Raw genomic sequence first — 23,102 nt, 5'->3', positions numbered from 1 at the left:
CGGACACGCCATGCTGACCTTCCTCGCCCGACGGCTCGGCGCAGGGATCCTCCTGCTCCTCGTCATCTCGCTCCTCACGTTCGTCCTGCTGTCGATCCCGCACGCCGACGTCGGGCGGGCCCTCCTGGGCCAGTCCGCGCCGCAGGCGGCCGTCGACGCGAAGAACGCCTCGTTGGGCCTCGACCGGTCCGTCCTCGCGCAGTACGGGGACTGGCTGTCGCACGCGGTGCGCGGCGACCTCGGCCGGTCGTGGTTCACGGGCGAGGACGTGTGGAGCGCGCTCGGCACCCGCCTGCCCGTGACGCTCAGCCTCGTGGTCGGCGTGACCCTCGTGACCGCGGTCCTCTCGCTCCTCCTGGGCGTGTGGGCCGCGGTCCGGGGCGGGCTCGTCGACCGGTGCGTCCAGGTGCTGTCCGTGGTCGGGTACGCGCTGCCCGGCTTCCTCGTCACGCTCGTCGTCGTGCTCGTCTTCGCGGTCCGGCTCGGCTGGTTCCCCGCGATCGGGTACATCCCGTTCACGCAGTCCGTGAGCGGGTGGCTCTCCACGATCACGCTGCCCGTCGCCGCGCTGTCCGTCGGGGCCGTCGCGGGCGTCGCGCAGCAGGTCCGCGGGTCCGTCCTCGACGTGCTGCAGCGCGACTTCGTGCGGACCCTGCGGGCCCGGGGCCTCCCGCCCGGCCGGGTGCTGTTCCGGCACGTCGTACGCAACGCGTCGGCACCCGCGCTCACCGTGCTCGGCCTGCAGTTCGTGGGGCTCCTCGGCGGCGCGGTGCTCGTCGAGCAGATCTTCGGCCTGCCCGGCATCGGCTCGATGACCGTCCAGTACACGACCCGCGGCGACGTCCCCGTGATCATGGGCCTCGTCATGGTCTCCGTGGCCGGGGTGGTCGTCGTCAACCTCCTCGTCGACGTGCTCGTCGGCGTCCTCAACCCGAAGGCGAGGGTCGCATGAGCGCCCAGCTCCCCGAGCTGTCGGAGCCCGGCACCGGCCCGACGGCGCCCGCCACCGACATCGCTCCCCGCCGTGGCACGTGGCGCGCGTTCTGCCGCCGCCCGCTCGGCGTCGTCGCCGGCGCGCTGCTGCTGCTCGTCGTGGCCGCCGTCCTCCTCGCCCCCGTGCTCGCATCCCAGGACCCGAGCACCGCGGACCTCGCCTCCGCGTTCGGCGGGCCGACCGCGGGACACCCGCTCGGCTTCGACTCCGCCGGCCGCGACGTGCTGTCCCGCCTCCTCTACGGCGGCCGGACGACGCTCGGCGGCGCCGTCCTCGCGGTGGCCGTGGCGCTCGTCCTCGGGGTGCCCACGGGCCTGGTCGCCGGGTACCGCGGACGGCGCTTCGACGCCGCCGCGAGCTGGCTCACCAACCTCGTGATGTCGCTCCCGGCGATGGTCGTGCTGCTCGCGTCGCGGGCGATCCTCGGCCCGACCGTCTGGGTGCTCATGGTCGTCATGGGCGTCCTCGTGGCGCCGAGCTTCTACCGGCTCACGCGCGGCGTCGTCGCGGACGTGCGCGGCGAGCTCTACGTCGACGCCGCGCGCGTCGCGGGCCTGTCCGACACCCGCATCGTCGGACGGCACGTGCTCGTCGTCGTCCGGGCGCCCATCGTCATCCAGGCGGCGCTCGTCGCGGGCGTCGCGATCGGGCTCCAGGCCGGCCTGGAGTTCCTCGGCATCGGCAGCGGCGACTCCCCCACCTGGGGCGCGATGCTCAACGAGGCCTTCCAGAACATCCAGCGCGACCCGCGGCTCATGCTCTGGCCCGGGCTCGCGCTGGGCGTGACGAGCGCCTGCCTCGTCCTCGTCGCGAGCGCCCTGCGCGACGCGCTCGAGGGGCGGGCGCACGCGCCGCGCGGCCCGCGCGCCGTCGGGCGGCCGGGTCCGCGCCGTGGGCGGACCCGGCCCTGGGCTCCGCCCGCCCGCGCGGCGACCTCCTGTCCGTGCGCGACCTCACCGTGCTCTACGGGCCCGACGACGACCCCACCGAGGTCGTCCACGGCGTCGACCTGGACGTCGGTCCGGGCGAGGTCGTGGGGCTGGTCGGCGAGTCGGGCTCGGGCAAGACCCAGACCGCGTTCTCCGTGCTCGGCATCCTGCCCGACGGCGGCCGCGTCGGCCGCGGGTCCGTGACCGTCGAGGGCCGCGAGGTCCTGGGGCTGCCCGAGAAGCAGCGCCGGCGGCTGCGCGGCCGCGTCGTCGCGTACGTGCCGCAGGAGCCCATGAGCAACCTCGACCCGACGTTCACGATCGGGAGCCAGCTCGTCGAACCGCTGCGCTGCGTGCTCGGGCTGTCCCGGCGCGAGGCCCGCGCCCGCGCCGTCGAGCTGCTCCGGCAGGTCGAGATCAAGGACCCCGAGCGGGTCATGGGCCTGTACCCGCACGAGATCTCCGGCGGCATGGCGCAGCGCGTGCTCATCGCGGGGGCGCTGTCGTGCGACCCGCTCCTGCTCGTCGCCGACGAGCCCACCACCGCCCTCGACGTCACCGTCCAGGCCGAGGTGCTCGACGTCCTGCGCCGCGTCCAGGCCCAACGCGGCCTCGGCGTCCTGCTCGTGACCCACAACCTGGGCGTCGTCGCCGACCTGTGCGACCGCGTGGCCGTCATGCAGGACGGTCGCATCGTCGAGACCGGGACCACCGAGCAGATCCTCACCCGCCCCCAGCACCCCGACACGCGCACGCTGCTCGCCGCGGTGCTCGACGACGCCCCCGCGCGCGGGGAGTGGACGCCGCCGACCGTGGTGTCGGGCGCGGGGACCAGCACCGACCGCACGGAGGTCACGGCATGACCACGACGACACCGCTGCTCGCGGTCCACGACCTGCACGTCGCCTACCCCGGCAAGGGTCTGCGCGCACCGCGCACGGAGGTGCTGCACGGGGTGGACCTCGACGTCCGGCCCGGCGAGACCCTCGGGCTCGTCGGCGAGTCGGGCTCGGGCAAGACGACGATCGGCCGCGCCGTCCTGGGCCTCGCCCCCGTGACCGGCGGCTCGATCACGTTCGACGGCGTCGACATCACGAACGCGTCCCGGCGCCACCGGCGCGAGCTCTCGCGGTCGATGCAGGTCGTCTTCCAGGACCCGTACACGTCGCTCAACCCGTCGCTGCTCGTCGGCGACACGCTCGCCGAACCCCTCGTCGCGCACGGCCGTTCCGCGCACGACGCACGCGCCGAGGTCGCCGGGCTGCTGGACCGGGTCGGGCTGCCGCGCGACGCGGCCCGGCGACTCCCGCGCGAGTTCTCGGGCGGACAGCGGCAGCGCGTCGCGATCGCCCGGGCCCTCGCCGTCCGACCCCGGCTCATCGTGTGCGACGAGCCCGTCTCCGCGCTCGACCTCACGACGCAGGCGAAGGTCCTCGAGCTGTTCCTCGAGCTGCAGCGCGACCTCGGCGTCGCGTACCTCTTCGTGTCCCACGACCTCGCCGTCGTGCGGTACCTGAGCCACCGCGTCGCGGTCATCCACGACGGGCGGATCGTCGAGACCGGGCCCACCCGCGACGTCACCGAGCACCCCACCGACCCGTACACGCAGCGGCTCCTGCTGTCCGCGCCCGTCGCCGACCCCGCCGCCCAGCGGGCCCGGCGCGAGCGGCTCGCGGCCGTGCGGGCGTCGTCGGGGTCCCCGTCGTCGGAGGCGGCCGCGTGAGCCGCCCGCCCCTGGTCCCCTGGCCGCTGCGCGTCGCGCTCGACGGCCGCGCACCGCTCGCCGGCCCGCTCGCCCTCGTGCCCGACGACGCACGCGGCGTCCCCGCGAGCACCGCCGCCTGGTTCGCGGCCGAGCTCGCGCACGCGGCGCGCGACGCGGTGGCGCCGCCCGGGCCCGGCTCGACCCTCGTCGACGTCGCCCTCGACCCGGACGCCGTCGCGCACCTGCCCGCCGCGGACGGCGTCGAGCCCGGGCCCGAGCCCGTGGACGAGCGCTACGTGCTGGTCGTCGAGCCGGACGCCGTGCGGCTCCGCGCCGCGTCGCGCACGGGCGTCCTGCGCGGGCTGGCGACGCTCGTCCAGCTCGCGGCCGAGCAGCCCGGCACCCTGCCGCTCGGGCACATCGAGGACGGCCCCCGCTTCCGGTGGCGCGGCCTGTCCCTCGACGTCGTCCGGCACCCGTTCACGGCCGCCGAGGTGCGGGCCGTCGTCGACCTGCTCGCGCGGTACAAGCTCTCCGTGCTGCACCTGCACCTCACGGACTCGCAGGCCTGGCGCCTGCCCGTTCCCGGGCGCCCCCGCCTCGGCGCGGGCGTCGCGTTCACCGACGACGAGCTCACCGGTCTCGTCGAGTACGCGGCCGAGCGCGGCGTCGTCGTGCTGCCCGAGGCCGACCTCCCCGGGCACGCCGCGGCCGCGCTCGCCGCCCACCCCGAGCTCGGCCCCGTGCCGCCGCACCCGATGCTCGGCCACCTCGGCGCGGACCACGACGCCGTGCCCGGGTTCGTCCGCGACGTCGTCGCGGCGCTCGCCGACCTGTCACCCGGGCCGTTCGTGCACGTCGGCGGCGACGAGCCCTTCGGGATGCCCGAGGCCGACTACGCGGAGGTCGTCCGTGGCCAGCTCGCCGCGGTGCACGCGGCCGGGCGCCGCGCCGTCGTGTGGCAGGAGGCCGTGCGCGGCGGCACGCTCACGCCCGCCGACGTCCTGCAGTACTGGATCGGGCCCGAGAACCGGCCCGACGCGGACGCCCTCAAGGCGCAGGCGCCCGCCGAGCTCCACCCGCTCGTCGACCAGGCCGTGGCGATGTTCGCGCGCGCCCCGGGCGACGTCCCGGCCGCGGTCCGCGCGGGCGTGCCCGTGCTCGTGTCCACGAGCGACGTCCTCTACCTCGACCGGCCGTACGCCGAGCCCGCCGACGACGACGCCGGCGAGGCCCGGCGCGCCCGCGTCGGCATGCCGGGCTACCCCGCGAAGACGCTGCGCGCGACGTTCGACTGGGCGCCGGACACCCTGCCGGAGCTCGACGGCGCGACGCTCGCGGGCGTCGAGGCCGCCGTCTGGTGCGAGACCGTCGCGTCGTTCGACGACCTCGCGTTCCTGCTGCTTCCCCGGCTCGCGGGCGTCGCCGAGCGCGCCTGGACCACCCCGACCACCCCCTGGGACGACCACCGGGCGCGCGTCGTGCCCCACCGGGCGCTGTGGCGGCGCACCGGCTGGGGCGCCGCGTACTGGCCCGCCGACTCGAAGACCGACGAAGGAGCCCTCGCATGACGCTGCCCGACGCCCGCCCCACCTACCCCGACGGCTTCCTCTGGGGCGCCTCCACCTCCGCGCACCAGGTCGAGGGGAACAACGTCGCGAGCGACGTCTGGGCGCTCGAGAACCGGCCCGGGTCGCTGCTCACCGACCGCAGCGGCGACGCGTGCGACAGCTACCACCGCTGGCGCGAGGACCTCGACCTGCTCGCCGCGGCCGGCCTCGACGCGTACCGGTTCTCGGTCGAGTGGGCGCGCGTCGAGCCCGTGCCCGGCCGGGTGTCGAAGGCCGAGCTCGCCCACTACCGCCGGATGGTCGAGGGCTGCCTCGAGCGCGGGATCACCCCCATCGTGACGCTCCACCACTTCACCAGCCCCTCTGGTTCCGCCAGGTCGGCGGGTGGACCGGGCCCGACGCCGTCGACCTGTTCCGGTCGTACGTCCGCGCGGTCCTGCCGATCCTCGACGGCGTCGAGTGGGTGTGCACGATCAACGAGCCCAACATGCTCGCCCTGCTCACGACCCTCGTGACGAACCCCGCGCTCGTCGGGCGGGAACGGTCCGAGCTGCGCGCCGACGAGCTGCCCCCGCCCGACGAGGCCACCGGGGACGCGCTCGTCGCCGCGCACCGGGCCGCGCGCGAGGAGCTCGCGGCCGTGCCCGGCCTGCGTTCCGGCTGGACCGTCGCCAACCAGGTGTTCCAGCCGCTCGCGTCCGACGACGCCGCCACGGCCGAGCGCGCCGCCGCCACGACGCGGGAGTGGGCCTGGTCGCGCGAGGACCGCTACCTCGACGCCGCCAAGGGCGACGACTTCGTCGGCGTCCAGTCGTACACGCGCACCGTCGTCGGGCCGGACGGACCGCTCCCCGCCCCCGAGGACGTCGTCCACACCGAGACCGGCTGGGAGTACTACCCCGAGTCCATCGGGCACGCGCTGCGGCACACGGCGTCGATCGTCGGGGACACCCCGCTCCTCGTGACCGAGAACGGCATCGCGACCAGTGACGACGCGCAGCGGGTCGCGTACCTCGACGGGGCCCTGGCGGCCGTCGAGGGGGCGCTCGCGGACGGGATCGACGTGCGCGGGTACCTGCACTGGTCCCTGCTCGACAACTTCGAGTGGGGCACGTGGGACGCGCACTTCGGGCTCGTCGCCGTCGACCGAGACACGTTCGTGCGCACCCCCAAGCCCAGCCTCGCGCACCTCGGCGCGCACGCCCGGGCGGGGCGGGCCGCCGTCGTCGGGGGCGCATGACGGACCGCACCCTCGCAGCGGGTACGCTCCGCGGCATGAACGACACCGAGGTCGACGTCATCGTCGTCGGGGCAGGACTGTCCGGGCTCGTCACCGCCGGCGAGCTCACCGCCGCGGGCAAGCGGGTGATCCTGCTCGACCAGGAGCCCCGCGCGAGCCTCGGCGGGCAGGCGTTCTGGTCGTTCGGCGGGCTGTTCCTCGTCGACTCCCCGAGCAGCGGCGCCTCGGCGTGCACGACAGCGCGGACCTCGCGTTCTCCGACTGGCTCGGGTCCGCGCAGTTCGAGCCGGGCGCCGAGCGCGGCGAGGGCCCCGACCAGCACGGGTACGCCTGGGCACGCGGGTTCGTGGACTTTGCCGCCGGCGGCATGCGGTCCTGGCTGCACGGCAAGGGCGTGCGCTGGTTCCCGCTCGTCCAGTGGGCCGAGCGCGGCGGCTACCTCGCCGACGGGCACGGCAACTCGGTGCCGCGCTTCCACGTCACGTGGGGCACCGGGCCCGGGATCGTCGAGCCGTTCGTCGCCGCCGCGCTCGACGCCGCCCGCGGCGGGCTCCTCGACGTGCGGTTCCGGCACCGCGTCACCGACCTCGTCGTGGCCGACGGGCGCGTCACCGGGGTGCGCGCCGAGGTCCTCGCGCCCGACGACGCCGAGCGGGGCGCGCCCTCGTCGCGCGACGTCGTCGGGGAGGTCGAGCTCGCGGCCGGGGCCGTGGTCATCGCGTCGGGCGGGATCGGCGCGAACCACAAGCTGGTCCGCGCGCGCTGGCCCCACGACGCCGGGACGCTGCCGCCGCGCATGCTCCAGGGCGTGCCGGACTCGACCGACGGGCTGCTCCTCGAGGTCGCGCGCGAGTCCGGTGCCGCGATGGTCCACGAGGACCGCATGTGGCACTACCCCGAGGGCATCGCCAACCACTCGCCCGTGTGGACGCGCCACGGCATCCGGATCCTGCCCGGGCCGTCGTCGCTGTGGCTCGACGCCGACGGACGCCGCTTCCCCCAGCCCCTCTACCCCGGCTTCGACGCGCTCGGGTCCCTCCAGCACGTCACCCGGCAGGGCGACACGCACTCGTGGTTCGTCCTCAACCGCCGGATCATGGAGACCGAGTTCGCCCTGTCCGGCAGCGAGCAGAACCCCGACCTCACGGGCAAGGACGTCCGGCTGCTCACCAAGCGCGTCCTGCCGGGCGCCGTCGGGCCGGTCGCCGCGTTCGCGGAGAAGTCCCCCGAGTTCGTGTTCGCGGCCACGCCCGCCGATCTCGCCGCCGGCATGAACGCGCTCGTCGGCGAGCGCCGCATCGACGCGGGCGAGCTCGCCCGGACCATCGCCCTGCGCGACGCCCAGGTCACCAGCGGGCTCGGCAAGGACCACCAGGTCGTCGCGACCGCGATGGCGCGCCGCTTCACCGTCGACCGGCTCATCCGCGTCGCGCCGCCGCGACCCCTCACGGACCCCAAGGACGGGCCCCTGCTGGCCGTGCGGTTGTCCGTCCTGACCCGCAAGACCCTCGGCGGGCTGCACACCGACGCCGTCGGGCGGGTCCTGCGGCCGGACGGCGAGGTCCTCGACGGGCTGTGGGCCGTCGGCGAGGCGTCCGGGTTCGGGGGCGGCGGCGTCCACGGGCACCGCGCGCTCGAGGGCACGTTCCTCGGCGGCTGCCTGTTCACCGGCCGGACCGTGGGCCGCGCACTCGCCCGCTGACGCGCCTCCGCCCCGCCCCCTCCGCCGAGCAAGCACCTCGTCCGCCGAGCAAGCGGCATCCGCCCGCTTGCTCGACGCGAGACCTGCTTGCTCGGCGCCCACTTCATCGGAACGTCCGACGACGCGCGGCTGCGAGCGCCGCCCGGACCCTCGCCACAAGACGCTCCGGATGGGCGAGGTCGGCCCAGGTGACGCGGATGAGGATCCACCCGGCCTCGACGAGGGCGTCGTGCCGCCGCTTCTCCTCGAACAGTCGGCGGCCCGGATCGCCGTACCCGCCGCCGCTGTACTTGATCGCACCGTCGAACTCGATGCCGACCTTCAGCTCCGGCCAGCCGAGGTCGACCCAGCGCCAGCCGAGAAAGGTCTCGACGGGAATCGCGAGCACAGGCCGCGGCAGGCCACCCACCGCCAGCTGCCATCGCGTCCTCGACTCGCCGGCCGACTCCGCCTCGATGTCCGCGAGCGCCAGCACCTTGCGCGCGACCCGGATCCCCCGGCGCCCCGTCCATGCGTCGGCGCGCTCTCGCAGGCTGTCGAGGTCGGCCCCCGCTCGGAGGGCCGAGTCGGCGATCACCAGCCCTCGCTCCGCCGGGAGGCTGCACAGGCAGTCGAGGACGGTGCGCTCGAGCGATGTCACGGGCACCCCGTCGACGTCTGTGCGATCTGCGGACGTGAGCGCGTGCCCGTGCCGCCGGAGCGGGAAGCGAAGATCGGGTGGCATGGAGGGCACGGTGAGCTGCGTCAGATGGACCGCCGGGCCAAGACACCACGACCAGCAGCCCCAGAGCAGGGCGGCGGTCTCGTGGCTGAACGAGAAGTCCGTCCACAAGCGCACCAGGACCGCGCGCACCCGCAGCAGGTGCTCCGCCTCGAGACGGCGCCACGCGGGTTGATCAGGCTGCATCGTTCCGAGCAGACCGGGTGCCACCCGGACGAGGGTCCCGTCGGACAGACGCTCGCGGAGCTCAGGCGTGTCGATCTCGTCGCGCCGCACCAGCCCCGGCACGTCGGGCCTCGGCGGCGGTGTGATGACGCGGACGGGCGGCCGGTGCGCGTGCTCGGCGAAGATCTGTCGGGGCGGGAGCGTCGTCGTCATGGGCCCAGCCTGGCGAAGACCTCTCCGACCGGGGCGGCGCCAACCGGCGCCTGTGCACGACGGCCCCCGACGCTGCCGCTGTGGTCGACTCTCGTGCCGCGCCGAGCAAGCGAGTTTCCCGCCGAGCAAGCGGGCAGTCAGCGCTTGCTCGGCGCGAAACTCGCTTGCTCGGCGGGAGGGGGCCAAGGCGATGACAGGCGGGAGGCGAGCGCGCGGCGCGGCTCGGGGGAGCGCTTCGGCCCGCGGCGGTAGGTTCGAACCGTGACCACGCCCCGCCGCGCCACGCCCCGGCCGTCAGCCGCCGCGACCCGCGACACCGACGCCGCCGCGAGCGCCACCACCCCCACGAACCCCACCGACTCGACGGCGAGCCATGGGTCCGCCGCCACCCCCGCACCTGCCGGCGCGACGCGTCGCCCGCGCTCGACGTCGACCGCAGGGGGCCGGTCCACCCGCACGGCCGCGGCGCGCACGACGGCGCCCGCGCCCGCCGCGAGCGTCACCGCGCCCGCCGCACCTGTCGGCTTCCCCCAGGGCACGGCCGTCACGGGTGCCCCCGGCATCGGCCGCATCCCGGTCGTCGAGGTCTCACCCACCATCGCGGAGGGCCGCTGGCCCGCGAAGGCCGCGGTCGGCGAGCTCGTCCCCGTCGAGGCGACGGTGTTCCTGGAGGGCCACGACGCGGTGGCCGCGACGGCGGTCCTCGTCGGCCCGGACGGGAAGGACCGCTCCACGTCGCCGATGGTGGACGTCGCGCCGGGGCTGGACCGGTTTCGCGGGTTCGTGTCGCCGGACGAGACCGGCACGTGGGGGTTGCGCGTCGAGGGCTGGTCGGACCCGTACGCGACCTGGCGCCACGACGCGGGCATCAAGATCCCGGCCGGCATCGACGTCCAGCTCATGCTCGCCGAGGGCGCGTTGCTGTTCGAACGGATCCTCGCGGTCCCGGGCCGGCCTGATGCCGAGCAGGAGGTCCTGCGCGCGGCGGCGTCCGCGCTCGCCGACGCCGGCCTGCCCCCGGGCGTACGGTTCTCGGCCGCCACGAGCGACCAGGTGCTGGACGCCCTCGCGCACCACCCGCTGCGCGACCTGGTGTCGCCGTCACAGACCTACCCCTGGTCGTGGACCGGCCGCTCGCGCTCGCGGGCTCGTGGTACGAGCTGTTCCCGCGCTCGGAGGGCGCGAAGCAGGCCGCGGACGGCACGTGGCGCTCGGGCACGTTCGCGACGGCGTCGAAGCGGCTCCCGGCGGTCGCGGCGATGGGCTTCGACGTCGTCTACCTCACGCCGGTGCACCCGATCGGGACGACGTTCCGCAAGGGCCGCAACAACTCGCTCACCCCGCACCAGCGCGACCCGGGCTCGCCGTACGCGATCGGCTCCCCCGACGGCGGCCACGACGCGATCCACCCGGACCTGGGCACGTTCGACGACTTCCGCAAGCTGGTCCGCACGGCGCGCGACCTGGGCCTCGAGGTCGCGCTGGACGTGGCGCTGCAGTGCTCGCCGGACCACCCGTGGGTCACCGAGCACCCGGAGTGGTTCACGCGCCGCGTCGACGGGAGCATCGCGTACGCGGAGAACCCGCCCAAGAAGTACCAGGACATCTACCCCTGAACTTCGACAACGACCCGGAGGGCATCTACCAGGAGATCCTCCGGGTGCTGCGCGTGTGGGTCGACGCCGGGGTCACGGCGTTCCGCGTCGACAACCCGCACACCAAGCCGCTGCCGTTCTGGGAGCGGCTGCTCGGCGAGTTCCGCCGGACCAACCCGGAGGTGCTGTTCCTGTCCGAGGCGTTCACCAAGCCCGCGATGATGCGGACGCTCGCGGCGGTCGGCTTCCATCAGTCGTACACGTACTTCACGTGGCGCAACACGCGCGACGAGCTCGCCGAGTACCTCGAGGAGGTGTCGGGGCCGCTGGGCTCGGTGATGCGGCCGTCGTTCTGGCCGACGACGCACGACATCCTCCCCCGTACCTGCAGCAGGGCGGGGTGGCCGGGTTCGCGGTGCGGGCCGTCCTCGCGGCGACGGGCTCGCCGACGTGGGGCGTGTACTCGGGCTACGAGCTCGTCGAGAACGTGCCGAGGCCGGGCGTCGAGGAGCAGATCGACAACGAGAAGTACGAGTACAAGCCGCGGGACTGGTCGCGCGGCGACGACCTCGGCATCGCGCTCCTGATCGGGCGGCTCAACGAGATCCGCCGGGAGCACCCCGCGCTGCGCCAGCTCCGCAACCTCACGGTGCACCCGACGGCGAACGACCAGGTGCTCGCGTTCTCGCGCCGCCTCCCGCCGTCGTCGGAGTCGGGGGCCAGCACGGGGACCCGCGCGGACGCCGTCGGCGACACCGTGCTCGTCGTCGTGAACCTCGACCCGCACCACGTGCAGGAGACGACGGTGTTCTTGGACCTCGACGCGCTGGGCATCCCCGCGGACAGGCAGCACGACGACCCGTGGTTCCCGGTGATGGAGGCGCACGACGAGCTGTCGGGCGCGTCGTTCACGTGGGGGCGGAACGCGTACGTCCGGCTCGACCCGGCGGTCCAGGTGGCGCACGTCGTGCACGTGAGGCCCTCGTGAGCGCCGACCGGACGACGGGCCTGACGCCCCAGCACCTCGTCTCGGCGCCGCCCACGGCGCCCATCCCGACGTGGGCACTGCCGCCCGCGCAGCAGCCGCACCCGCCGGGCATGGAGCGCAACGGACTGTCCGACGACCCCGAGTGGTACAAGACGGCCGTCTTCTACGAGGTCATCACGCGCGCGTTCTCGGACGCCGACGGCGACGGCACGGGGACCTGCGGGGCCTGATCGAGCGGCTCGACTACCTGCAGTGGATCGGGATCGACTGCCTCTGGCTGCCGCCGTTCTACCCGTCGCCGCTGCGCGACGGGGGCTACGACGTCTCCGACTACACGGCGATCGCGCCGCAGTTCGGCACCATGGCCGACTTCCTGGAGCTCGTGGAGAAGTCCCACGAGCGGGGCATCCGGGTGGTGATCGACCTGGTGATGAACCACACGAGCGACGCGCACCCGTGGTTCCAGGCGTCGCGCAACGACCCGGACGGGCCGTACGGGGACTTCTACGTGTGGAGCGACGACAACACGCGCTACGCGGACGCCCGGATCATCTTCACGGACACCGAGACGAGCAACTGGACGTTCGACCCGGTGCGCCGGCAGTACTTCTGGCACCGGTTCTTCTCCCACCAGCCGGACCTCAACTTCGACAACCCGCACGTGCAGGACGCGATGGTCGACGTCGCGCGGTACTGGCTGCAGGTGGGCGTCGACGGGTTCCGCCTGGACGCGGTGCCGTACCTGTTCGAGCGCGAGGGCACGAACTGCGAGAACCTCCCGGAGACGCACGCGTTCCTGCGCCGCCTGCGCACGATGGTGGACACGGAGTTCCCGGGGCGGATCCTGCTGGCCGAGGCGAACCAGTGGCCCAACGACGTGGTCGAGTACTTCGGCACCGAGGAGGAGCCGGAGTGCCACATGTGCTTCCACTTCCCTGTGATGCCGCGCATCTTCTACGCGATCAAGGACCAGCGCTCGACGCAGCTCGTCGACATCCTCGCGGACACCCCGGAGGTGCCGGCGGGCGGCGCCCAGTGGAGCACGTTCCTGCGCAACCACGACGAGCTGACGCTCGAGATGGTGTCGACGGAGGAGCGCGCCGCCATGTACGGCTGGTACGCGAAGGACCCGCGCATGCGCGCGAACATCGGGATCCGGCGACGCCTGGCGCCCCTGCTCGACAACTCGCGCAAGGAGATCGAGCTCGCGCATGCCCTGCTGCTCAGCCTCCCGGGCAGCCCGTGCCTGTACTACGGCGACGAGATCGGCATGGGCGACAACATCTGGCTGCCCGACCGTGACGCGGTCCGCACGCCGATGCAGTGGACGCCGGACCGCAACGCGGGCTTCTCGACCGCCGACCCGGGCAAGGTGTACCTGCCGCTCGTGCAGTCGCTCGTCCACCACTACGCGCACACGAACGTCGAGGCCCAGCTCGCCCAGCCGACGTCGCTGCTGCACTGGCTGCACGGCATGCTCAAGGTGCGCCGCCTGCACCGGGCGTTCGGGTGCGGGTCGTTCACACAGGTCACGACGACCGAGGAGGCCGTGCTCGCGTACCTGCGGGCGACGGACGACGAGACGATCCTGTGCGTGGCGAACCTGTCGTCCACGGCGTCGTCGGCGACGCTCCGGCTGCCCGGCCACGCGGGCGCCGTGCTCGCGGACGTGTTCGGGGGCGCGACGTTCCCGCCGGTCGGTGAGGACGAGCGCGTCCACCTGACGCTCGGCTCGCGCGACTTCTACTGGCTCGTCCTGACCGACGGCCGGCAGGAGGCGCCCCTGCCGTGACATCACCCCCGGAGCAGTCCCACGACGGCGCGGTCGGGCCGGTGCCCGCCGCGGCCGTCGTGCCGGTCCTCGCGCCGTGGCTGCCGACCCAGCGCTGGTACCCGGTCAAGGGCGTCGCGACGCGCGTGCGGCTCGTGCGCACGGTCCCGCTCGCGCCCGGTGTGGCGTCGCTGCTCGTCGACGTCGCGCGCGCCTCGGACGACGACACCGCCTCCGCCGGCACACCGCTCCTGCACGTGCCCGTGGTCGTCGAGCCCGCCCCGACGGACGGTCGGGCGGCGCCCGCGAGCGCCGTCGGGACGCTCGTCCGCGACGGCGTCGAGCACGTCGTGCACGACGGCGCACGCCACCGGGCGTTCTGGGCGGCGGTCCTCGCGGGGGCGCGCTGGGAGGACGGTGGCGGCGTGCCCGGGGGCGCACCGGGGACGCACGGCGAGCCCGACCTCGCGGGCGCGCGCGTGGTCGCGGGCGAGCAGTCGAACACGTCGGTGCTGATGCCGCAGGTGGCGGGCGGCGCGATCCTCAAGATCCTGCGGACGGTCGCGCCCGGGCCGAACCCGGACCTCGACGTCCCGCGGGCGCTCGCGCGCACGGGCTGGCACGGGGTGCCGCGCCCGCTCGCGTGGTGGTCGGTCGACGAGGCCGGCGCCTCCGACGAGCCCGTCGAGCTGCACCTCGCGATCCTGTCCGAGCTGGTGCCGCGCGCCGACGACGGGTTCGAGCTCGCGTGCGCGTTCGCGGGCCGGGCGGCGTCGTTCGCGGAGCACGCGGGAGCGCTCGGGACGCTCGTCGCGCAGCTCCACGCCGCCCTGCGGCGCGCGTACGGGACGGGTCCGGTCGTGGACGCGGCATGGCTGGTCGACGACCTGCGGGCGCGGGCGGTGCGGGCGGCCGGCGAGGCGCCCATCCTGGCCCGGCGCGAGGACGCGATCGCGCGCGTGCACGCCCGGGCGGAGGCCGCGCTGGCGGCGGCGGGTGAGCGGCACACGCTCCCGCGGCTCCAGCGCATCCACGGCGACCTGCACCTCGGTCAGGTGCTGCACGGGACGGACGGCTGGCGGGTGCTCGACTTCGAGGGCGAGCCGCTGCGGCCGGTCGCCGAGCGGACCCGCCCCGACCTCGCCCTGCGCGACGCCGCGGGGATGCTGCGCTCGTTCGACTACGCGGCCGCCGTCGGGCGCGCGCACGGGACCCGGTGGGCCGCCGACGCGCGGGACGCGTTCTGGACGGCGTACCGGGCGGCGAGCGGCGGGGACGCCCCGACGCCGGGCGGCGCGGGGCAGGACGACCTCCTCGCCGCGCTCGAGCTCGACAAGGCGCTCTACGAGGTGGTCTACGAGGTGCGGAACCGCCCCGACTGGGTGGGCATCCCGCTCGCGGGCGTCGACCGCGTGCTCGAGCGCACCACGGCCTGAGACGTGCACGGCTCAGGTGGGTTGGACCCGCTGAGCCCGCAGCAGCACGGACCGCTCGGGGAACAGCACCGGCAGCGCCACGCCGACGTCGGTGAGGACCGATCCGGGCACCACGACGCCCGCCGTGGCGCGGGCACCACCCGCCGCGCCCCACCACGGCAGGTCGACCCCCCACCGGCTCGCGTTGCCCTCGATCGGGGCGTCCGGCAGCAGCGGCCGGAGCCGGTAGACGGCGGCCGGGTCGAGCCCCGGCAGCGGGACGGCGGGCGGCGGGTACGACGTCGACGACGCCGTCGCGACCCACGCGAAGACCGCGTCCGACCCGTCGGGCGCGACCACCCCGTGGAGCGCGTACGCGGGGTCCACGAGGTCCGCGTGGACGGCGGTCCCCGTGTGCAGCAGGGGCCGGAGCTCGCGGTAGGTCGCGACCCAGCCGGCGAGTTCGTCGAGCTCCCCTCGGACGCCGACGTGAGGTCCCACTCGATCCCCAGGTGCCCGAACAGCGCGGTCGCGCCACGGAACGACAGCGGCAGCGTCCGGTCCGTCGTGTGCGCCACGGGCGCCCCGACGTGCGCGCCCATGAGCTCGTACGGCACGAGCAGGTTCGTCGAGCCCTGGATCTGCTGCCGCTCCACGGCGTCGATGCAGTCCGAGACCCAGATCCGGTCGGTGCGGGCCAGGATCTCGAGGTCGACGCGCCCGCCGCCCGACGAGCACGACTCGATCTCGAGACCAGGGTGACGCCGTCGCAGCTCGTCGAGCAGGGCGTAGACCGCAACCGTCTGGTCGTGGACCCCGGGCACGCCCGACGCCCGGTGCCCCGCCTCCACGAGGTCGCGGTTGTGGTCCCACTTGAGGTACGCGATCGGGTACCGGGTGAGCAGCGCGTCGAGCCGTTCGAGGATCCAGGCGGAGGCGTCTGGGTTGCCGAGGTCGAGCACCTGCTGGTTCCGCGCGCGCCCCGGGAGCCGCTCCCCGGCGCCATGATCCAGTCCGGGTGCGCCCGCGCCAGGTCGGAGTCCTCGTTGACCATCTCGGGCTCGACCCACAGCCCGAACTCCATCCCCAGCCCGTGCACCACCTCGATCAGGGGGTCGAGGCCGCCCGGCCAGGCGTCGTCGGACACGTACCAGTCGCCCAGCGCGCGGCGATCGTCGCGGCGCCCGCCGAACCAGCCGTCGTCGAGCACGAAGCGCTCGGCCCCCACCCGGGCCGCATCCCGTGCGAGCTCGGTGAGCCGCCCGAGGTCGTGGTCGAAGTACACCGCTTCCCAGGTGTTGGCGACGACCTTGCGCGGCGTGCGCGGGTGCCCCGGGCGGGCGCGCAGCATCGCGTGGAACCGCGCGGACACGGCGTCAAGCCCCACGCCGTAGGCGCCGTAGACCCACGGGCCCGCGTAGTCCTCGTCCGCGGCGAGCACCACCTCGCCCGGCAGGAGCAGCTCGCCGCCCGCGACGAGGCTCACGCCGTGGTAGCTCCGCTCGGCCAGCGTCACGTGGTTCCCGGACCAGGCCGTGTGGACCGCCCACACCTCGCCCGAGCGGTGGCCGAAGCCTGCCGTCCCCGCCGCCAGGACGAACGCCGCGTCGTACCCGGTCCGCCCGCGCCGGCTCTCGCGCAGGTGCGTCCCGTGCGTGAACGCGGTGCGCTGCGGGCTGCGCTCGCGCAGGTGGTGACCCGTGAAGTCGAGGATCTCGGTGGCCCGGCCGGGCACCGGGAACGCGACGAGGAGGCGCTCGAGCGCGTAGTCCGGGACCGGGTCGCCAGGCTCGCTGCGCACGGACGCGCGCTGGCGCACCACGCCCGACGCCGCCTGCTCGACCTCGAGCCGGAGCCCCAGGCCGGCGTCCTCGTCGTCCGCGTCGACGACGAGCCGGTGCACCCAGCCGGCCGGCGCGGGCTCGAGCCGGACGTCGCGGACGGTGAAGCACGTCGAGAACCCGGCGCCCCGGCGGCTGCCCGCGAGACCCGGCGTCCCCAGCCAGCCCGACGACTGCTCCGGCACGACCGACACCAGCATCTCGCCGTCGACGGGGTTGCCGATCGGCTGCAGGCGCGTGACCTCGCGGAGGGCGTCGAGGCCGGCGTCGTCGAGCGGGCCCAGGTCCTCGCCCCAGTGCGCGACGCGCGGCAGGCGTGCCTCGTCGTCGAGCGCGAGCACGAGCGAGACGCCGCCGGCGCGCAGGTGGACCGCACGGGCTCCGCGGCGCGCCTCGGCCGGGGCGAGCGCGGGGTCGGGCGCGCTCGTGGGGGTGTGGCTGCTGCGCTCTGAGCGCACGATCGAGCGTGGGGCGTTCGCCACCGAGTCCTCCTCTTCCGTACGGCGTCCGTGCCGCCGGTGCCGGTCCGTCGTCCACCCCATCACGAAAGCCTCGGGGAAGGCGGCCCGACCCACAGGTGGCACGGACCGGATCGTGCCTCGTCGGGCCGTGTCGTCCGCTTTCGAGAGCAGGGCGGGCGTGGCAGGGTGTGGGCATGTCAGGCGCCGATCCGCATCCCTCCCCCGAGGTCCCCCGCTCCCGGCCGACGACGGCGCACTCGACGCCCTCGCTGAGGGCCGCCACCACGACCCGCACGCCGTGCTCGGCCCGCACCTGCACGGCTCCGGGGATCGTGCGACCGTGCGCGTCCTGCGGCCGCTCGCCGACGCCGTGACGGTGCTCGTCACCGGCCCCGACGCACGGACCACCGAGCACCCGGCCCGGCACGAGCGCGCGGGCGTGTGGGTCGCCGTCGTGCCGACGACGGGCGGCCACGCGCCGGACTACCGGGTCCGCACCCGCTACGGGGACGGCGAGAGCACCGAGGACCACCCGTACCGGTTCCTCCCTACGCTCGGCGAGGTCGACCTGCACCTGATCGCCGAGGGGCGGCACGAGGAGCTGTGGCACGTCCTCGGCGCGAACCTCCACCGCTACCCGTCGGTGCACGGCGACATCGACGGCACAGCTTTCGCCGTGTGGGCGCCGAACGCCCAGGCGGTGCGCGTCGTCGGCGACTTCAACGCGTGGGACGGACGGCGGCACGCCATGCGCTCGCTCGGGACCACCGGGGTGTGGGAGCTGTTCGTGCCCGGGCTCGGCCCGGGCGCGCTGTACAAGTTCGAGCTCCTGACGGGCGACGGCTCGTGGCGACAGAAGGCCGACCCGCTCGCGAAGGGGACCCAGGTGCCGCCCGCCACGGCGAGCGTCGTCGTCGAGTCACGGTACGTGTGGGAGGACGCCGGCTGGATGGACGCCCGCGCGCACCGCGACCCGCACAACGGGCCCATGAGCGTCTACGAGGTGCACCTCGGGTCGTGGCGGCAGGGCCTCGGCTACCGCCAGCTCGCCGACGAGCTCACCGCCTACGTGACGGACACGGGCTTCACGCACGTCGAGCTCCTGCCCGTCGCCGAGCACCCCTTCGGCGGTTCGTGGGGCTACCAGGTCACCGGGTACTACGCGCCGACCTCGCGGTTCGGCCACCCCGACGACTTCCGCTACCTCGTCGACCGCCTCCACCAGGCCGGGATCGGCGTCATCCTCGACTGGGTGCCCGCCCACTTCCCGCGCGACGAGTGGGCCCTCGCCCGGTTCGACGGCACCCCCTGTACGAGGACCCCGACCCGCTGCGCGGCGAGCAGCCCGACTGGGGGACCTACGTCTTCAACTTCGGGCGCAACGAGGTCCGCAACTTCCTCGTCGCCAACGCGACCTACTGGTTCGAGGAGTTCCACGTCGACGGGCTGCGCGTCGACGCCGTCGCCTCGATGCTGTACCTCGACTACTCGCGCCAGCCCGGCCAGTGGCGGCCCAACGTCCACGGCGGCCGCGAGAACCTCGAGGCCATCGCGTTCCTGCAGGAGGCCAACGCCACCGCGTACCGGCGCACCCCGGGCGTCGTGATGATCGCCGAGGAGTCGACCGCCTGGCCCGGCGTCACCAAGCCCACCGACGCGGGCGGCATCGGGTTCGGCCTCAAGTGGAACATGGGCTGGATGAACGACACCCTCCGCTACGTGGAGGAGGAGCCCATCAACCGCCGCTACCACCACAACCTGCTGACGTTCTCGCTCGTCTACGCCTACTCCGAGCAGTTCGTGCTGCCCATCAGCCACGACGAGGTCGTGCACGGCAAGGGCTCGCTCGTGCGCAAGATGCCCGGCGACCTGTGGCAGAAGCTCGCGAACGTCCGCGCCTACCTCGCCTACCAGTGGTCCCACCCCGGCAAGCAGCTCCTCTTCATGGGCTGCGAGATCGCCCAGTGGGACGAGTGGTCCGAGGCCCGCAGCCTCGACTGGGCCACCCTCGGCGACCCCGGGCACGCGGGCGTCCTCCAGACCGTGCGCGACCTCAACGCCTTCTACCGTGCGACCCCCGCCCTGTGGGAGCTCGACCACGACCCCGCCGGCTTCCAGTGGCTCGTCGCCGACGACGCCGGGCACGACGTCGTCGCGTACGTCCGGCGCGACAGACGCGGCGGCGAGGTGGTGGTGGCCGTCAACTTCGCGGGCATCCCGCAGGAGGAGTACCGCCTCCCCTGCCCCGGGCCGGCGTGTGGCGCGAGGCCCTCAACACCGACGCGCAGACGTACGGCGGTTCCGGCGTCGGGAACCTGGGCTCCGTGACCGCGGAGGAGGTCGACGCGGACGGGTTCACGCACTCCGCGTCGGTGCGGCTGCCCCCGCTGGGCGCGCTGTTCCTCGTCCCCGAGGAGTGACCGCGAAGTAGTACGGCGGGGACGCCTACCTCGCGAGGTGGGCGCCGTGCTCGACGGCGCGCGACGCTCAGTAGAGCGCGTTCGCGAGCGCTCGGCGGGCCGCCGCGACGCGCGGATCCTGCGTCCCGACGATCTCGAAGTAGTCGACGAGCCGCTTGCGCAGGCGCTCCCGGTCGTCCCCGCTCGTGGTGCGCACGAGGTCGATGAGGCGCCCGAACGCGTCGTCCACCTTCCCGCCGGACAGGTCGAGGTCCGCGACGTCGAGGGCCGCGTCGAGGCTCGTCGGGTCGGCGGCCGCGGCGGCACGCACCGCCTGGAGGTCGAGGTCGCGGGTGCGCTGCAGCAGCTCGACCTGAGCGAGCCCCGCCTTCGCGAGGGCGTCGGACGGGTCCTGCTTCATCGCCTTGGTGTACGCGGCGACGGCGGCGTCGAGGTCGTCGCGCTCGATGGCGTCGTACGCCTCCTGGTGCAGCGGCGGCAGCGGTTCCTCGACGGGCTCCGGCTCGACCTCGGGCTGCGAGCCGTCGCCCGCGGGCACGGTGCCGGTGACGCCGTTCTGCTCGGCGGCGGCGAGCACCTGGTCGAGGACGCCCTGGATCTGCTCGGGCGAGGCGTTCCCCTGAAAGAGCGGCAACGGCTGGCCCTGGAGCACCGCGACGACGGTCGGCACACCCTGGACCTGGAACGCCGCGGCGACCGACGGGTAGGCCTGGACGTCCACGCGGGCGAGGAGGAACCGCCCCCGGTACTGGGTCGCGAGGGAGCCGAGCGTCTGCGCGAGGGTCGCGTTGGCCTCGTCCGTGGGGAGCCACAGCAGGACGACGACGGGGTACCGGGCCGAGTCTTCGACGAGGCGCTGGAAGGTCTCGTCGGTGACGTCGACGACGTAGCCGTCGGCGACGGGCGCACCGCCCGGCTCGCCGGGGGCGGGACGGTGGGCCGCTGGAGGGCGGAGAGGTCCACCGCTCCGCGCACGTCGAACGAGGGTCCGGTCGGCTGGCTCATGGCCACCATCTTAGGAGTGCGTGGCGACCTTCACCGGCACGTGCTCGACGCCCAGGACCGTGACCTTCGTGTCCGACGCTCCGGCCGGCGGGACGTACAGCGCGAACACGTCGCGGTAGGTCACGACCAGCGTGTTCGTGGGCTTGGCGTCCCCGAACAGAGCCTTGGTCGCGGCGGTCGACGGGACGATCTTGGCCTTCGACTCGGCGGACGTCTTCTCGACGGCGGACGCGTCCGCCATCACGAGCGCGCCGCCGTCGGCGGTACGCACCGCGACGGGCGCCGACTTCGCGGCGGTGAAGGTCTCGCCGTACTTGCCCTTCGCGGACTTGAAGTTCTTGTTCTTGTCGAGGCCGGCCGCCTTCGTCGCCAGGCCCGTGCGGAACGCGTCCTGGGCGAAGCTCGTGGCGTACTTCGACTTGCTGCCCTTGTTGAGCACGTCCACGTAGTGCGACACGGCCGACTTGGGCGCGAGGACGAGCGACGCGTCGTCGGACGCGACCGCCGCGCTGCCCGTGCCGGGTGCGGCGAACGTCGGCATCGTGATGCCGGGGAACAGGCGCGCCCAGCCCCAGAGGGCGTAGTTGTCGCGCGCGGTGCTCTGCTCGAACGCCATGAGGCGCGGCGGCTCGGTGTTCGACGGCTGCGCGGACACCGCGAACGCGGCTCGCGGCCACGCCGTCGACGTCGGCACCACGACCGTCTGCACCTTGGTGGGGAGCGCGGTGACGTCGTCGTCGGACTTCGTGGCCTTGGCGACCTGGAGCTCTGCGGTTCGCATGGCGAGCGCCGGCCCGGACAGGCGCTGCGAGAGCGCCTTCGAGTCGCGCTTCTTGTCCGCGACGGTGAGCACGTCGCCGACCTTGCCGAGGATCTCGGTGTCCTGGTCGAGACTGAGCGCGGGCTGCGTCACGGTCGCCTCAGGCGTGGGCTTGGGCACCGGGGTCGCGCACGCGGTCGCGACCAGGCCGACGGCGACCGCGACGGTGGTCGGGAGCGCGAGGCGGCCGAGCCGGCGCGCGGGGCGCGGCCGGCGGCCGTGGGCTGCTGCGTCGTGGTTCACGGGGTTGCTCATGGAGTTCTCGCGGTCCTGTGGGGGTGCGGTGGTCACTTGCGTGCTCGACGTCGCTGCTCGCCGCCGCCGACGATGTCGTCCCAGCCGGGGACGCCGGGGGCGCCGGCGGGGGCGCGGGCTGGTCCGGGTGCGGCGCGGTCCCGGGGGCCGGCGCAGCGGACCCGGCGCTCGGGCCAGAGACGTCCTGCGGAGCGCTCGGTGCACCGGGCTGCTGCCGCGCACCGGGCTGCTGCTGGATCGGCGGGATGCGGGCCGGGACGTTCCAGCGGCGGCGCCACGCGTCGGCGGCACCCTTCGCGGTCTCGTCCACGGGGATCGCGACGGTGGACGTCGCGGGCTCGTCGGCGGGCGGGGCCGGGACGCCGGCCGCCGGGTCGAGCGGGGCCTCATCACCGGTCTTGCCACGCCGGCCGCCGCGACGACGCTGCTGGTTCTGGGCCTCGCGCAGCGCCTGCTCGCGCAGCTCGCGCCGGGTGAGGGTCGTCGTCGTGCTCGGGGAGGCCTCGCCGACGCCCGCCGGGGCGGGCGCGGGCGGTGCGTTGGTCCGCGCGGCCGCGAGCACCGCCTCCTGGTGGCGGTTGCGCGTCCGGAGCCGGCCGAGGGACATCACGACCAGCCCCACGACGACGAGCACCAGACCGACGAGCACGAGCGGCCACAGCCAGGGCGTGGTCACCTCACGGTCCCAGGTGAGGGCGAGGGTCGGCGCCTGGGCGTCGTCCCCGACGGCCGCCACGAGCACCGACCACCGGCCGTCGCGCGCGGTCCACGGCAGCGTCACCTCGCCCGAGCCGGACGTCGAGGAGACCCACATGTCCGACGACGACGGGTCGGGCGCCGTCTTGGGCGCCTCGCCGCTCGTGGTCTTCGTGGCGAGCGTCGACCAGTCGGTCATGCCGGTCACCTGGGTGACCGGGTCGTCGCCGACCCAGCCGGCGACGTCGTCGGCGCGGCCGACGGCGATCACGACGTCCCCGCCGTCCGCGGCGCGCGCCGTGATGCTCACCTTGTCGTCGACGAGCCCGAGCACGCCCGGGCCGGTCGTGACGAGCGTGGGCGCGTCGGAGGCGGGGTGGGTGCTGGCGGTGACGGTGGAGTCGGCGCGCCACACGGTCGCGGAGGCGACGCCGAGGGCCGCGGACACCACGCCGAGGACGACGAGGGCGAGCCCGATGATGCGGTACGGCACTCGTTTCCTTCCGGTCGGGGGTCTCGAGGGTGCTCGAGGCTCAGGGCGGGACACCTCAGGATAGGGGCGCCGCGCGGAGGCTCGTCCCGTATGCCCGATCCA

The 23,102-nt window shown here is 74.7% G+C and carries 13 protein-coding genes and 6 pseudogenes; 12 read left to right on the top strand and 7 right to left on the bottom strand.

The genetic code is table 11. From position 1 onward, the window contains the following. Window positions 1–10 precede the first annotated feature (10 nt). From QQK45_RS14565 to QQK45_RS14535, 8 genes and pseudogenes are all read left to right on the top strand, one after another. Window positions 11–952, top strand: coding sequence for an ABC transporter permease (locus QQK45_RS14565; protein WP_284293920.1), 942 nt, complete (start codon window positions 11–13; stop codon window positions 950–952). After that, complete coding sequence (locus QQK45_RS14560) at window positions 949–2,127, top strand: ABC transporter permease (protein ID WP_284293919.1); 1,179 nt, start codon at window positions 949–951, stop codon at window positions 2,125–2,127. Before QQK45_RS14565 ends, QQK45_RS14560 begins: the two co-directional genes overlap by 4 nt. Further along, window positions 2,028–2,786, top strand: coding sequence for an ABC transporter ATP-binding protein (locus QQK45_RS14555; RefSeq protein WP_284293918.1), 759 nt, complete (start codon window positions 2,028–2,030; stop codon window positions 2,784–2,786). The genes QQK45_RS14560 and QQK45_RS14555 overlap by 100 nt, the downstream gene beginning before the upstream one ends. Beyond that, window positions 2,783–3,646: an ATP-binding cassette domain-containing protein gene (locus QQK45_RS14550; protein WP_284293917.1), complete on the top strand. Its 864-nt coding sequence runs from the start codon at window positions 2,783–2,785 to the stop codon at window positions 3,644–3,646. The genes QQK45_RS14555 and QQK45_RS14550 overlap by 4 nt, the downstream gene beginning before the upstream one ends. Beyond that, window positions 3,643–5,199 carry a family 20 glycosylhydrolase gene (locus QQK45_RS14545; RefSeq protein WP_284293916.1) on the top strand — a complete coding sequence of 519 codons (1,557 nt, stop codon included), beginning with the start codon at window positions 3,643–3,645 and terminating at the stop codon, window positions 5,197–5,199. Before QQK45_RS14550 ends, QQK45_RS14545 begins: the two co-directional genes overlap by 4 nt. Next, entirely contained in the window at window positions 5,196–5,714 is a 519-nt protein-coding gene (locus tag QQK45_RS22425; RefSeq protein ID WP_348525244.1) for a family 1 glycosylhydrolase, read from the top strand. The genes QQK45_RS14545 and QQK45_RS22425 overlap by 4 nt, the downstream gene beginning before the upstream one ends. Beyond that, window positions 5,687–6,439 carry a family 1 glycosylhydrolase gene (locus QQK45_RS22420; RefSeq protein ID WP_348525243.1) on the top strand — a complete coding sequence of 251 codons (753 nt, stop codon included), beginning with the start codon at window positions 5,687–5,689 and terminating at the stop codon, window positions 6,437–6,439. The genes QQK45_RS22425 and QQK45_RS22420 overlap by 28 nt, the downstream gene beginning before the upstream one ends. A 35-nt stretch (window positions 6,440–6,474) precedes the next feature. Next, a pseudogene (locus tag QQK45_RS14535) lies at window positions 6,475–8,141 on the top strand (FAD-binding dehydrogenase). Window positions 8,142–8,244: 103 nt separating this feature from the next. Here the strand turns inward: QQK45_RS14535 and QQK45_RS14530 are convergent. After that, entirely contained in the window at window positions 8,245–9,240 is a 996-nt protein-coding gene (locus QQK45_RS14530) for a hypothetical protein (protein ID WP_284293915.1), read from the bottom strand. 561 nt (window positions 9,241–9,801) lie between these two features. On the opposite strand from QQK45_RS14530, the pseudogene QQK45_RS14525 reads away from it, so the two are divergent. The 3 genes and pseudogenes from QQK45_RS14525 (at window position 9,802) to QQK45_RS14515 (ending at window position 15,030) form a co-directional block, all read left to right on the top strand. Next, window positions 9,802–11,823: pseudogene (locus tag QQK45_RS14525) on the top strand (alpha-1,4-glucan--maltose-1-phosphate maltosyltransferase). A 110-nt stretch (window positions 11,824–11,933) separates the two neighbouring features. Beyond that, window positions 11,934–13,615 (top strand): annotated as a pseudogene (gene treS / locus QQK45_RS14520) (maltose alpha-D-glucosyltransferase). Then, window positions 13,612–15,030: a maltokinase N-terminal cap-like domain-containing protein gene (locus QQK45_RS14515; RefSeq protein WP_284293914.1), complete on the top strand. Its 1,419-nt coding sequence runs from the start codon at window positions 13,612–13,614 to the stop codon at window positions 15,028–15,030. Before treS ends, QQK45_RS14515 begins: the two are co-directional and overlap by 4 nt. Before the next feature lie 12 nt (window positions 15,031–15,042). Here QQK45_RS14515 and QQK45_RS22415 read toward each other — a convergent pair whose 3' ends face one another. Next, window positions 15,043–15,510, bottom strand: a complete 468-nt coding sequence (locus tag QQK45_RS22415) for a GH36 C-terminal domain-containing protein (RefSeq protein WP_348525368.1) — start codon at window positions 15,508–15,510, stop codon at window positions 15,043–15,045. Between the two features lie 32 nt (window positions 15,511–15,542). Continuing rightward, window positions 15,543–17,392, bottom strand: a pseudogene (locus QQK45_RS14510) (alpha-galactosidase); the annotation flags it as partial. A gap of 97 nt (window positions 17,393–17,489) precedes the next feature. On the opposite strand from QQK45_RS14510, the pseudogene glgB reads away from it, so the two are divergent. Then, a pseudogene (gene glgB, locus QQK45_RS14505) lies at window positions 17,490–19,731 on the top strand (1,4-alpha-glucan branching protein GlgB). Between the two features lie 67 nt (window positions 19,732–19,798). Here the strand turns inward: glgB and QQK45_RS22410 are convergent. The 4 genes and pseudogenes from QQK45_RS22410 to QQK45_RS14490 all read right to left on the bottom strand — a co-directional run bounded on the left by QQK45_RS22410 (window position 19,799) and on the right by QQK45_RS14490 (window position 23,000). Further along, window positions 19,799–20,131, bottom strand: a complete 333-nt coding sequence (locus tag QQK45_RS22410) for a tetratricopeptide repeat protein (protein WP_348525367.1) — start codon at window positions 20,129–20,131, stop codon at window positions 19,799–19,801. A 243-nt stretch (window positions 20,132–20,374) separates the two neighbouring features. Beyond that, window positions 20,375–20,557: pseudogene (locus QQK45_RS22405) on the bottom strand (thioredoxin domain-containing protein); the annotation flags it as partial. A 189-nt stretch (window positions 20,558–20,746) separates the two neighbouring features. Continuing rightward, the gene (locus QQK45_RS14495) at window positions 20,747–21,649 is read right to left on the bottom strand and encodes a DUF8094 domain-containing protein (RefSeq protein WP_284293912.1); all 903 of its coding nucleotides are present in this window, start codon (window positions 21,647–21,649) and stop codon (window positions 20,747–20,749) included. Between the two features lie 7 nt (window positions 21,650–21,656). Continuing rightward, complete coding sequence (locus tag QQK45_RS14490; RefSeq protein WP_284293911.1) at window positions 21,657–23,000, bottom strand: hypothetical protein; 1,344 nt, start codon at window positions 22,998–23,000, stop codon at window positions 21,657–21,659. Window positions 23,001–23,102: the final 102 nt, after the last annotated feature.

This window comes from Luteimicrobium album (assembly GCF_030161555.1).
GTDB lineage: Bacteria > Actinomycetota > Actinomycetes > Actinomycetales > Cellulomonadaceae > Luteimicrobium > Luteimicrobium album.
This window is presented reverse-complemented; position numbering and strand designations above follow the sequence as displayed.